Here is a 12,385-nt window from a genome sequence, read left to right as displayed (position 1 = left end):
AATTTGCGAGAATATACCCCTGGAAACACCTCAAGCGATTGGCAATCGCTCAACTGGGCCAGGCAAACAGATGGGCCGTTGGCCCGAAAACCGTACCGACTCGCTTCGCCAAAAAACGTGGTAATAAACTTGCGCAACATGGAAAATGCTGCGATACCAACTTTTTAGCAGTCCAAACTAGGCCGACAGCAAGCCGTCCATCGTGGCGACGAGCGACTTGACCGCGTCGACGCTGTTTTGGAAGGCGGCTGTTTCCTGTTCGGTCAAGCTAAGTTCGATGATCTTCTCGACACCGCCGCTACCCATCACGACGGGGACTCCGACGTAATAGCCGCCTACACCGTATTCGGTATCACAATATGCGGCGACCGGAATGACACGTTTTTTATCCTTGACGACCGCTTCGACCATTTGGGCACAAGCCGCTGCGGGTGCGTAGTAGGCGCTGCCGGTCTTGAGCAACGAAACGATCTCGGCACCACCGGTGCGAGTTCGGTCAACGATCTCGTCGAGGCGAGCCGAGTCGATCAGTTGTGTCACGGGGATGCCGCCCACGCTCGTGCAGCTCGGGATCGGCACCATCGTGTCGCCGTGACCGCCCATCAAGAGTGCGCTGATGTCCTCAACGCTGACGCCGAGTTCCATGGCTAAGAACGTTCGATATCGAGCCGTGTCCAAAACGCCCGCTTGGCCGCAAACTTTTGCCGGATCGAACCCCGTGACTTTGAACATTTGTTGAACCATCGCGTCGAGCGGATTGCTGACGACGATCACGACCGCGTCCGGCGAGGTTGCTTTGATGTTTTCGGCAACGCTCGTGATGATCTTGGCGTTGGTTCCGAGTAAATCGTCGCGGCTCATTCCCGGTTTGCGGGGGATTCCAGCGGTGACGACGATCACGTCGCTGTCGGCCGCGTCGGCATAGTCATTCGTGCCGACGATGTTCGAGTCATATCCCATAATGGGCGACGCTTGCATCAAATCCAGAGCTTTGCCACGCGGCATGTCTTCGGTTTGTGGGATATCCAATAAAACGATGTCGCCCAGTTCGGCGGCAGCACACCAATGAGCGCAAGTGGCGCCGACATTTCCGGCTCCGATGATCGAGATTTTTGCACGAGACATTTTAGCACTACGCATGAGTTTTTGGTTTCAGTGAAGAAGTGGGTATCGGGGAAATCAGCCCGTATGGTCGCAGCCCCCACGCCGTCGTCAAGAGGACAACCCGTCGGGCCAAGGCCCCTCTTCGAGTATTAACTGACGTCCGGCTGGAGTGGACCGGAGCGCAGCCCAATCCAACTCGAATGGTTCGCAAATAGGATGTTCAGTTTCAATTAAACCTAACGACAAAGGAACGATTCGGCGGTGTGCGGATTGGTCATCGACCAACGGCATCGCCGTGGACTTGGCGGGGTGGCTGTGCATCCGGCATTGATCGGCGTACAGCCTCGCGACGCGGTGCAGGGCGACGACCCGGAACCAATGCCAGGGCCGTTCGACAGACACTTGGTCACAGCACCAATTCCAATCATGAAATCGCTCGAGGTCCTCTGGGCGAATCAAGAAGCAACGAACACATCGTTTGCGTACCACTTGGCGATCCTCGGCTGTCATGCAAAACAACCAAACCCGGCGTTGGTTCGACGATGTCGCCATCACACCGCTCATCCAACTCGCCGCGTCATTGAGCACTTCAAATCCGATCGTACCTTGAGTCGGTAAGATCGGTTGGTTCAAACTCGTTTGATCACCAAGGGTCTTGACCAATTCCGCCGCCGCCGGGTTGTCGTAAATCTGCGGGACGATCTTCTTCTCGGCGACGTTTCGAAACAACAATTGGTAGCGAGTCGCCGGTCCGTGTTCCGTCGTTTCGGTCGAGACGGGAACCAAATAGTGAGCTTGAAAAAGAACGTCGTCCGAGTCGCCACTTTTGAGCCGATTCATCGATTGCAGTCGTCGGCGAATCAACAAAAACCAGCTGGCCATGATCCCGATGATCACACCGGTGGCCTTACCCAAGGTTTCCGGCCAAAACGTATTCCAATCCCAATCGGCCGTAAGGTTTTGAAGCCAATCCATCGCGTTTTGTTTGCCAAAGCGAGGTTGAAAAGGGATAACCGGATGGTCGGCGAGATTTACGCCAGGCTTTCCGATGGAAAGTTGACGTTGGTGCTTACCGTTTGAATATCGTCGTGATCATCGAGCGCTTCTAACAGCGACAGAACTTTTTTGGCCGTCGGACCATCGACCTCCACATTGGTCGACGCGATCTGTGAAATCTCGTTGACATCGGCTTGCAGTTCGGCAGCGGCAAATGCTTCGGATAAGGCGTCGTAGATATCGGGGGCACAGGTAACTTGGATTTGGCCCTCGTCGTCTTTTTCAACGTCATCGCCGCCGTTTTCCAAGGCGACTTCGGTGACTCGTTCCTCGTCCGTTGCGGCTGGGAAAATGAATAAGCCTTTGCGTTCAAACAAGTAGGAAACGCAACCAGTCTTGCCCAGTTCGCCGCCGTGTTTACCGAACATCGTTCGTAGTTCGGGAGCCGTTCGATTGCGATTGTCCGTCAACGCCAGACACATCACGGCGACGCCTCCGGGGCCGTAACCTTCGTAAAGAACTTCTTCGACCGCATCGCCATCAAGTTCCCCGGTGCCCCGTTTGACCGCCCGCTCGATGTTGTCCTTGGGCATTGATACCGCTTTGGCATCGTCGATCGCTTTCCGTAAGCGGATGTTCGCCGCCGGATCACCGCCACCCGTTTTGGCGGCTACGATGATCGCTTTGCTGAGTTTGCTCCACATCTTCCCACGGGCGGCGTCGACGCGGCCTTTGCGATGCTGGATATTGGCCCATTTGGAATGCCCGGCCATGTCAAGGTTCCCTTGGGTTAGCGTGGTTTTCGCTTGGTCAATTTTCGATTGGTAGATTTTTTGCTGGCAGCTGACGACGTTGATTTGGCAGCCGGCTTCGCGACTTCGGAAGTCGGTTTCGTGGTGGCAGACTTCTTGGCGGATTTCTTCGCGGATTTTTTCGGCGAAGCTGTTTTTTCAGCTACGGTTTTGACCGCTTTCTTTTCCGCCGTTTTCTTCGCGGTAGTTTTCTTGTCCGTCGTTTTCTTATCAGCCGTCTCGACAGAATCTACCGCCTCGACAGTCTCGACCGCTTCGACGGGTTTCTTGGCTGATTTCGGCTTCGTCGTTTTTGATTCGTTGACGACTTCGGCATCGGTCGTCTTGGAGGCTGGTTTCGGCGAAGCGATAGGTTCAGCCGCCTTCGCTGGCTTTTTGGACTTCGGCTTGTTCGTGGTCGAGGTAGCCTTTGCCGCCGAGCGGATTGGTTTCTTCTTGCCAGCCGGTACGGCGACAACCGGGGCAGCCTCTTCGATTGCGGCGGCTTCTTGCTTGGCGACTTCGCGTTCTTCGGCTTTCCGTTGGGCGACGCGTTTCTTGGCGGCTTCCTTGCTATCGAGCCACTCATCAAGGCCCGAAGAGCTGCCCTTGACGACCGAGTCGATCAAAGCGCGAGCGGTCTTGTCATTGGCGTCGATCGTGAGAGCAACGGCGGGCTGGTGCAACAAGTTTGCAAACTCGACACCCTTGCTTTTTGGTATCGCCCGTTCGAGACCGGGAACTCGGCCGTCGGACGCTTCGCCTTGGCTCGCGATGCCGGTAACGAGCATGATCACCATCGCCGAGTAATCGATCGGAATCGAATGTCCGCCCAGTCCGTGCTGGATGATGTAGCTGAGCACGAACGGACTGATTCCGGGCAGTTTCTCGAATTTAGCAACCGCCTTGCCGAGGTTCTCTTTCTTGAGATGGTCTAAATCAAACGAGTAGAACTCTTCGAAAATACTTTGCAACGTCGATTTCAATCGCGTTGCGGCTTTGTTCGCGTCCGGCAAACTGGACAAAACACCGGACAGTTCGGTGATCGTCGTCACACGGACTTCATTCCAATCGAAGTAGTCCTGTTCCAGCTTCGCTAAACCCTCGTCGGCCAATTCACTGGGACAATCCTCCAATAAGCACGCATACAAAACGTGTTCAAGCAGCGGCCTCGACGGGCTCGCCGGGGGAACTTTGTAATGTTTCTTCAACGCCACGTGCAATTTGGCGATGAGTTTTGAACGGTTCGTTGCAGACATGAACGGTCAACAAAGGAAGATTGAATTGGGTAATGGTGGATGGATCGATCGAGTCTTCTCGCCGAATCGCAGCCGATCAGTTGTTCGAGGATTCAGAATCGTTCGAATGCGCGTTCTCGGGCGGTGATTCCTCCGGCTCCGGTGGTTCGGGCTCGCCGTCTTTTTCCCGTTGGATGCGCGCCAGAATTTCCCCCACCGCCATCGCGTTCTCTTGACCGCGATCGATTTCGAATCGCAATCGCGGTGTGTATCGCGTGTCGAGTCGGTTGGCAATCTTACTCTGCAAAAAACCCGCTGCATTCTGCAGACCGCGAATTGACAGGTTTTTTTGAGTCTCGTCCCCCATTACGCTGACGAACACTTTGGCTTCGCGCATGTCCGGCGTCACCTCCACGCTGATAACGGTTACGTTTTCAACCCGCGGATCACGGAGGTCGGTCAGGATGGAAGCAGCGACCACTTCACGGATCGCTTCGGCAGCTTTAAGGAGTCGGCGGGACAAATTGCGAGTGAGGAGTAGAGAGTGAGGAGTAGAGAGTGAGGAGTAAAGAGTGAGGAGTAAAGAGTCTGAAGTCTGAATCAATCGAGCGTTCGGGCGACTTCTTCGATCTTGTAGGCTTCGAGAACATCGTCTTGTTTGATGTCGTTGAAACCGGACAAACGAATACCGCACTCCATCCCACGGGGGACTTCTTTCACATCTTCTTTGATGCGACGGAGAGTGTCGAGTTGGTAATCGCCGATCACACGTCCGTCGCGACTGACCCGGATCCGGCAGTTGCGAACGATCGATCCTTGCGCGACATAACAACCCGCGATCGTGCCCACGCGGCTGATCGAGAAGACTTGTTTGACAAGCGCGCGGCCCAATTCGACCACGCGTTCTTCGGGTTTCAAGCGTCCTTCGATCATCATTCGGATATCGTCGGTCAACTTATAAATCACGTCATAGCGACGGATCTCGACATTGCGTTGATCCGCCATCACGCGTGCTTGCTCATCAGGGATCACGTTGAAACCGAGGATGACGGCGTTGGAGGCGCTGGCCAACGTCGTATCGGCCAGCGAGATGCCGCCGACGCTACGCTGCAGCACTCGGATCTCAACTTCGGGGTGATCGAACTTGCTCATTTCTTTATCGATCGCTTCGAGCGAACCACGCGCATCGGCTCGGATGATCAAGTTCAACTTCACGCGTTCTTCGCCTGGAGCCAAGTTGCCGCCTTGAAGCATCTCTTGGAAGCTATCGAAGGACACCTTGGTCGTGATTCCCGACAGCGACTGTCGGCTGTATTCGTCATCCCGGCTGGACGCGATTTGTCGGGCTTGCGTGATATCCTTGAGCACATGGAACCGGTCGCCTGCGCCGGGGGCCTTGTCCAATCCGGTCAAACTCACCGGGGTACTCGGTCCGGCTTCGCGAACCGGCTTTCCGGTCAGTGTGTCCTTCATCGCACGGACGCGACCGTGGGCAGGACCACAAACCAAGATGTCGCCGACACGCAAGGTGCCGTTCTGGACGACCATTTTCGCGATCACACCCTTATCGCCGTGTTGTTCGGATTCCAAACAAACGCCCAATGCCGATCGATTCGGATTGGCCGTGTATTCATGCAACTCGGCCACGGTCAGCAAGGTTTCGAGAAGCTCTTCCATGCCCTCGCCCGTCGTGGCACTGGTCCGAACGACTTCAACGTCACCGCCCCATTCACTCGGCGTGAGCTGATACTCGGTCAGTTGGGTCATGACACGGTTCGCGTCGACGCCTTCTAAGTCGATCTTATTGAGCGCCACGACGATCGGAACTTCGGCCGCTTTGGCGTGACTGATCGCTTCGATCGTTTGGGGCATGATGCCGTCGTCGGCGGCTACGACAATGACCGCGATGTCCGTCACATTCGCACCACGGGCACGCATCTCGGTGAACGCTTCGTGACCCGGCGTATCGACGAACGTCACCGTCCGTCCGCCTTTCTTGACTTCATAAGCGCGAATGTGTTGAGTAATCCCACCGGCTTCGCCTTTGACGACATTGATACCGATCAAGGAATCCAACAGGCTAGTTTTGCCGTGGTCGACGTGTCCGAGGAACGTCACGATCGGAGCCCGCGGCACGAGAGTGTCGGCGTCGTCTTGCTGTTCTTCGATCTGAGTGATGAGTTCGTCTTCGAGCGTCTCGGACGCTTTGAGCTCGATATCGACACCCATTTCGGTGGCGATCATTTCTGCCGTCTCAAGGTTCATTTCGGCGTTGATGTTTAACATCATACCCATGCCCATCAACGTCTTCATCACGTCGGACATGGCGATCCCCGACGCTTCGCAGAACGAGCGAACGGTACAAGGAAGTTCGAGCTGAACACGTTCCTTCCGAGGGGCAGCCGTGTTGGTGCCTTTGCGACGAATTCGCGGACGGTTGCGGCGAGAAATCGAACGTTCTTGTTCGGTGGCGCCGATCACACGACGACCGCCACCGCCACGTGAGCGTTCCGCCCGGGCACTGGCCATACCGGCCAAGCCCTTCTTGCGCGGCTTTTCATCTTCTTCGATGGCTTTCTTGCGACCGGCAAATTCACCGATGACGGCACCCGCCTTCTTGGACCGCTTCTTTTCGGCGTCGTCCTTTTCGAGTCGTTCCAGCGGTGCCTTCATGCCCTGCTTGTGACCTTCGATCACGTCGCGGGTCAATTTGATATCAGGTTTTTGGGCAGGACCACCTGGCGCGATCGGGGCCGTCGGCGCGGGCGCGTTGGGCAACTGCGCCAAATTCACTTTGATCCGCGGTTCCCGTTTCTTGGCTTTGGCATCGTTCGGCTTGTCGCCGCTGCGGGAGGTCGCTCGGTCGAGCGAACGCATCTTTCCGCCACCGGAACCGAGTCCTTCACGACGGACCGGTTCGAGCGGTGCGCCCGGTCGATTAGGAACCACGCGGCCGCCGGAATTATTGGCCATCCGGTCAGCAATCCGGCTGGCCATCCCTCCGGCGGGAGGTGACTTCGGCTCGATCGGAGCCTGGGATTCGGCCTTGGGTTCCGAAGCAGGAGCGGATTTCTGAGTCGCAGGTTTGTTCAGGTTTCCGCTGGTACGCCCCGGCAAGACGTCCTTCAAACGGATTTCTGGCTTGGGTGAATTCGTTTCGGCGGGAGCTTGGGCGGGTTCAACGGGAGCGGCGGGTGCCAACTTAGGAGCTCGTAAAACGGGAGCGGGACGTTTGTTTTCGGGTGAACCGGCTTTATCGGCCGTCCCGATGCTTTCGCCGTCTTTGGACCTCGTGCGACCGAGGTCGATCGGTGAGGTTCGACGTGGCGCGCCACGATCGAGATCGCGTACCGGAGCGACTTCGCGGACGGGTGCGATTGGTGCAGGAGGGGCGGGTTTGACGGCCGTAGCGGAGGACGATTTTGGTTCTGGTTTGGAGCTGCCGGCGATGTTCTCGCGGACCTGCTTCGCTTCGTCATCGGTGAGGCTGGCAAGGGCAGAGCCTTTCCCGGTGATTCCGGCTTTTTTCACCAGATCAACGAGATCCTTGCTGTCGAGATTGAGTTCTTTGGCGAGCGCGTAAATGCGTACTGGCACGGGGTGGGAATCCTGTCAAATTCGATAGATGAAGTCCGTCGGACCCGCTCGGGGCCGCACGGCTTCATGGTTTTTCGTTCAAAATCGCATAAAAAGACCTCCATCGACATCAATTTCAATCAAGTCCGGATGACTTCGATTGATTCGCGTCGGGGAATTTCATAGCGGTTAAAAAAATGGGTTGGATCACGAAGCCTAACGTGTTGGCTTCGTCGATGCACTAGGATAACGCAAAGCGTCGAAAATTGAAAACGGCCTGCACGTTCGCTTTAACCGTTTCCTTCGGAATCTTTCGCCGCCACGGTCTCATCGGAGACCTCAGCGGCGTCTTCTTCCATACTCACCGCCTCTGCGGACGGTTCAGTTTCCGCCGAGGGAGGAGTCGTTTCGTCAGCGGTTTGCTCTTGGGCGTCTGCGGTTTCGCTGTGGGTTTCGCCGTCGGCTTCGCTGTCGGCTTCTTCGTCGCTGGTCATTGCCACTGAATCTTCTTCGACGGTAGTCTCGTCGGCAAGACTTTCCTCCGACAAATCTTCTTCAGCGGCGGGTTCGGTCAAAGGTTCCATTTCGGCCCGGTCGCGATCCAGCTTTTCCTGGTCACGTCGGACGCGACGCTCTTCGGCAGCGGCTTTTTCGGCTTCCTCAGCACGTTGCTCGGCGATCTCAACGATTTGGTCGACTTGCTCTTCGGTCAATCCGCTCATTTCCATGAATTGATCCGGCTCAATGACCGACAAGTCATCGTAAGACAGATAGCCCTGCTCGACCAACGACTGAGCGATTTCTTCGGTGATGCCTGGGATTTGACTGAATCCACCCACGGCCCGCTCGATTTGCTCTTCGAGTTCGGCGTTGGTCATGATTTCGATATCCCATCCGCACAACTTGCTCGCCAATCGCACGTTCTGACCGCGGCGACCGATCGCAAGTGATAACTGATCTTCTTGCACCAAAACGATCGCCCGTCCGATCATATCGCAAAGTAGCACTTGATCGACTTCGGCCGGTTGCAAAGCGTTGGGAATCAGAACCTCGGGGTCACTGTCGTAACGGACGACGTCGATGTGTTCGCCAGCGAGTTCTTCGCGAACAGCCTTGATTCGACTGCCCCGGTATCCGACGCAAACGCTGATCGGATCGATCTGTTGGTCTTCACTGCTGACGGCAACTTTGCTGCGGTAACCCGGTTCGCGCGAGATCGACTTGATTTCGATCACCCCGTCGTTGAGTTCAGGGATCTCTTGTTCAAAAAGTTGCTGCACAAATTGCGGCCGAGTTCGGCTCAGAACCACCCGCACACGGTTGCCACCGGATGGGCGGACTTCGTAAACGATCGCTCGGACGCGCTCGTTCGCATGCAGACTCTCTCCAGGGATCTGTTCGCTACGAGGCAAGATCGCTTCGACGTTACCTAAATTAACCGTCGCCACACCGCCATCGGCGCGGCCGATCATGCCGCTGACGATCTCGCCGATCTGATCGCGGTACTCGATCATCAAGGCATCACGCTCGGCCTCGCGGACTTTTTGAATGATCACTTGTTTGGCGGTCTGCGCCCCGATCCGTCCGATTTGGTCGTCGCCGAGCGGTTCGCCTTCAAGCGTCGCCGAGATCTGCCCGTTGCTGCGATTGATCGAAACGATCACGTCGGAATCTTCGCCGTACTGCTTCTTCGCCGCACTTTGCAAAGCCGATTCGATGGCTTGAAAAAGCAATTCCGAGTCGATGTTCTTTTCGCGGTGCAGCGAATCGACGTAACGCAAAATGTCTTGCGGGTTCATAGCAACCAAGCTTGGGCAAAGAGGAGAGAAGTCAGGGGTTACGATAAAAAAACAGCCCGGACCGATGGGGCCCGGGCGAACAGTGAGTCTGCCGTGAGTCTTCAGGCCGCCAACCTATCGAACCAAGGGGGTTGTGTCAATGCGTTGCGTTAGCTCCCGCGAGCGAAGTGCTTCACCGTCGCCGGACGATCGATACAAACCCGACGTCCATACGATCGATGCGGCGGTTGACCGGCTCGACGATCTGCGGGAAAACGTTCGCTGGCAAGTTTTTTCCTAATTCAGAATGGAATTCATGGGCTACTCATTACCAACGCTTCGATCGGTCGCGATCGTGGTCGCATTCTTGGTTTTGACCGCTTCGCGCGGCCATGCTGCCGACGGATCACGACAATTCGCGAGGTCCGACAGCGACAAGAGGTATCTGCATCACATCGACTTGTACGACAACGACAATCGCAAGATCACCTCCGAGTCGACACGCCCCTACTCGCCCGAAAACACTTGCGGACGATGCCACGATTACGAAACGATCTCGCACGGTTGGCACTTCAACGCGTTTCGCAATCACACCCTTCGCACCGCCTCTTCAAACGATGGCAACGGACCAGCGATCGACGACGGCCGGCCGGGCGAGCCTTGGATCTGGACCGATGAGCGTACCGGGACCCAATTGCCGCTGAGCTACCGCGACTGGCCGGGCGTGTTCAACCCTGCCGATGTGGGCATCGATGACTGGGCGATGACCCGCTACTTCGGCGGTCGTATCCCAGGCGGCCAAACGAAGCCTGACCAAATCAACGATCCAAACCCTCGCTGGCAACTGTCCGGTGAACTGGAGGTCGATTGCATGGCGTGTCACGCCGTTTCAGGGGCGTACGATTTCGAACAACGGCGCGATGCGATCGAAAGCGAAAACTTTGCGTGGGCACCCACGGCGGCGTTGCGTTTGGGTGAGATCAACGGAACCGTCGGCCGGATCAAAGAAGGTAGCGATCCGAGTGACGAGGCGGTCCAGGCGAAACTGCCGACGGTGGCATACGACCCGCGAAAGTTCAATCCAGACGGCACTATGTTTATCGACCTAGTCCGACACGTCGAGAACAATGCGTGCTATCAATGTCATAGTCAGCGGACGGTGTCGCTTGGCGATTCAGGCCACGACGCGGATAGCCAAGCAGCGGAACTCGGCCATTCCGGTGCAACCGCTGGTATCAACGAACGATGGATCCACGACCAAGACGTTCACCTTCGCGCGGGCATGAAATGCACCGATTGCCACCGCAACGGGATTGATCATCATATCTCGCGGGGCTTTGAAGGCGAACGGCATCCCGCCGGAGAGTCGGTCGTCACGCTCAGTTGCGTGGGTTGTCACCTGGGAACGGATTTCTATCTGGACGAAGACGCCGCCGAAGCCTCCGTCGCGTTGAAGAACATTGCCAATCGACCGGGCAGGCTTGGCTCACCGCTGCCGCTTCATGAAGGTTTGCCGCCGATCCATTTTGAAAAGATGGCTTGCACCACGTGTCACAGTGGCCCGATCCCGACCGACGTGGCAGGCGGCATTATGACGTCACTGTCTCACGGACTCGGTTCCAAAACGCATCGTACCGGAGAAGAATTGCCTCTGATCCGCGGTCCCGTGTTTGCCCCATCGGCGGACCACTTGTCGGCCAAACAAGTATCGGCCGATTCCGAATCGTCGGGGCCGTCGTCAACTCTGTCAACTCCGTCGCCCCGTGTCCGCGCTACCCGCGTCGTTTGGCCGGCGTTTTGGGGCTTCATCGAGGAAGGCAACGTTCGGCCTCTTCCGCCCGATGAGGTTTACGCGGCGACGCGGAAAGCGCTTCGGGTTCGTCGCGGTTTCGTCGAGGAAATCAGTTTGCCGACGTTGCAGGACGAAAACAAATCGAGCCTGTTTAATGAAAAGGTCTACGCGGCGCTCGCGGCGATCGAAGACGAACTGAAGGTCTCCGACGCGGTCTATGTTTCGACAGGGAACGTGTTCGCGAAATCGGATAAGGAAAACGAGCTGAAAACCACTTCGGTTGATAACCAAGACATGGTCGGCATGGTGCAGTGGCCGATCGCTCACAACGTCCGCCCGGCGGGTTGGTCGCTTGGCGCGACCGGATGCATCGAATGTCATGCCGACGATGGCAAGATCTTTGCCTCCACCGTGGCCGCCGTCGGACCAGCTCCGATTCGACCCACTGCCGTTACGATGGCAAGTCTGCAAAGACTCAGCGATGACGAACGCCAAGTCTGGAATCAAATGTTTCTTGGTCGGACTCAGTTCAAAGTCTTGACGATGATTTCGCTAGCCGCCTTGGCAATCCTAATGCTCGCCGGCGCAGGGGCGAAGATTTTCGCCATAATGGTTCGGCCTGCGATGCCCCCGGAAGCAAAGACCGCAGATCAAGGAGACCGATCATGAAACGATTCATTCAACGGGCCACCTTTGGGGTGTTGCTGATCGCGGTGATCGTGTCCGTGTTAACATCGCTGCCGACTTGGTTCGACGGACATTTGGGAGGATACCGACTGCTAGGGCACATGATGGCTAGCGGCGTGATCGTCGTCGCGCTGCCGCTCTATGCGATCTTGCGGTGGACCGATCGGTTGACTGCCCCGGCGCAGAGACTGGTTAAGCTCCGGCGAGCGGAACCGATTGTATTTTGGGGCATGGTGTTGTTTGGGTTCCTCACGATCGGCACGATGTTCGTTTGCATGATGCCCCTCGCATCGACGTTAACGATGCGAGCCCTCGTCGACCTGCACGGTTGGTTGGGGGCGGTGTTGGCACTCGCGGTGGCCGCGAACTTAGCATCGCGTGAACAATAAGTGATGGATTCTTAACGTGGCGTCGACTTTCAGT

At 56.6% G+C, this 12,385-nt stretch carries 9 protein-coding genes; 2 read left to right on the top strand and 7 right to left on the bottom strand.

Going from position 1 to position 12,385, the window contains the following annotated elements; genetic code table 11:
- Nucleotides 1-177: 177 nt before the first annotated feature.
- The 7 genes from mdh to nusA all read right to left on the bottom strand — a co-directional run bounded on the left by mdh (nucleotide 178) and on the right by nusA (nucleotide 9,504).
- Nucleotides 178-1,125 (bottom strand): malate dehydrogenase, encoded by a 948-nt coding sequence (gene mdh / locus Pla100_RS22320; protein WP_146580305.1) that lies wholly within the window; start codon nucleotides 1,123-1,125, stop codon nucleotides 178-180.
- 87 nt (nucleotides 1,126-1,212) lie between these two features.
- The gene (locus Pla100_RS22315; RefSeq protein ID WP_146580304.1) at nucleotides 1,213-2,079 is read right to left on the bottom strand and encodes a hypothetical protein; all 867 of its coding nucleotides are present in this window, start codon (nucleotides 2,077-2,079) and stop codon (nucleotides 1,213-1,215) included.
- Nucleotides 2,080-2,135: 56 nt separating this feature from the next.
- Entirely contained in the window at nucleotides 2,136-2,873 is a 738-nt protein-coding gene (locus Pla100_RS22310; RefSeq protein WP_146580302.1) for a YebC/PmpR family DNA-binding transcriptional regulator, read from the bottom strand.
- 17 nt (nucleotides 2,874-2,890) lie between these two features.
- A complete protein-coding gene (locus tag Pla100_RS22305) occupies nucleotides 2,891-4,150 on the bottom strand; it encodes a hypothetical protein (RefSeq protein WP_146580300.1) in 1,260 nt (419 codons plus the stop codon).
- Nucleotides 4,151-4,226: 76 nt separating this feature from the next.
- Entirely contained in the window at nucleotides 4,227-4,652 is a 426-nt protein-coding gene (rbfA, locus tag Pla100_RS22300; protein ID WP_146580298.1) for a 30S ribosome-binding factor RbfA, read from the bottom strand.
- A gap of 77 nt (nucleotides 4,653-4,729) precedes the next feature.
- On the bottom strand, nucleotides 4,730-7,726 hold the full coding sequence (gene infB, locus Pla100_RS22295; protein WP_146580296.1) for a translation initiation factor IF-2: 2,997 nt from the start codon (nucleotides 7,724-7,726) through the stop codon (nucleotides 4,730-4,732).
- 269 nt (nucleotides 7,727-7,995) lie between these two features.
- The gene (gene nusA, locus Pla100_RS22290; RefSeq protein WP_146580294.1) at nucleotides 7,996-9,504 is read right to left on the bottom strand and encodes a transcription termination factor NusA; all 1,509 of its coding nucleotides are present in this window, start codon (nucleotides 9,502-9,504) and stop codon (nucleotides 7,996-7,998) included.
- Between the two features lie 295 nt (nucleotides 9,505-9,799).
- Here nusA and Pla100_RS22285 point away from each other — a divergent pair, with 295 nt between their 5' ends.
- On the top strand, nucleotides 9,800-11,944 hold the full coding sequence (locus Pla100_RS22285) for a cytochrome c3 family protein (protein ID WP_231603369.1): 2,145 nt from the start codon (nucleotides 9,800-9,802) through the stop codon (nucleotides 11,942-11,944).
- Nucleotides 11,941-12,351: a hypothetical protein gene (locus Pla100_RS22280; protein WP_146580293.1), complete on the top strand. Its 411-nt coding sequence runs from the start codon at nucleotides 11,941-11,943 to the stop codon at nucleotides 12,349-12,351. The genes Pla100_RS22285 and Pla100_RS22280 overlap by 4 nt, the downstream gene beginning before the upstream one ends.
- The last annotated feature ends 34 nt before the right edge of the window (nucleotides 12,352-12,385 follow it).

The sequence above is a fragment of the Neorhodopirellula pilleata genome, assembly GCF_007859915.1.
Classification (GTDB): Bacteria; Planctomycetota; Planctomycetia; order Pirellulales; family Pirellulaceae; genus Rhodopirellula; species Rhodopirellula pilleata.
Note: the sequence above shows the minus strand (reverse complement) of the source record. Positions and strands in the feature narration are given on the sequence as shown.

Coding starts and splice junctions, on each gene's coding strand:
- Pla100_RS22280 (WP_146580293.1), top strand. CDS start 11,941: ATGAAACGATTCATTCAACGGGCCACCTTTGGGGTGTTGCTGATCGCG.
- Pla100_RS22315 (WP_146580304.1), bottom strand. CDS start 2,079: ATGGATTGGCTTCAAAACCTTACGGCCGATTGGGATTGGAATACGTTT.
- mdh (WP_146580305.1), bottom strand. CDS start 1,125: ATGTCTCGTGCAAAAATCTCGATCATCGGAGCCGGAAATGTCGGCGCC.
- Pla100_RS22285 (WP_231603369.1), top strand. CDS start 9,800: ATGGGCTACTCATTACCAACGCTTCGATCGGTCGCGATCGTGGTCGCA.
- Pla100_RS22305 (WP_146580300.1), bottom strand. CDS start 4,150: ATGTCTGCAACGAACCGTTCAAAACTCATCGCCAAATTGCACGTGGCG.
- nusA (WP_146580294.1), bottom strand. CDS start 9,504: ATGAACCCGCAAGACATTTTGCGTTACGTCGATTCGCTGCACCGCGAA.
- Pla100_RS22310 (WP_146580302.1), bottom strand. CDS start 2,873: ATGGCCGGGCATTCCAAATGGGCCAATATCCAGCATCGCAAAGGCCGC.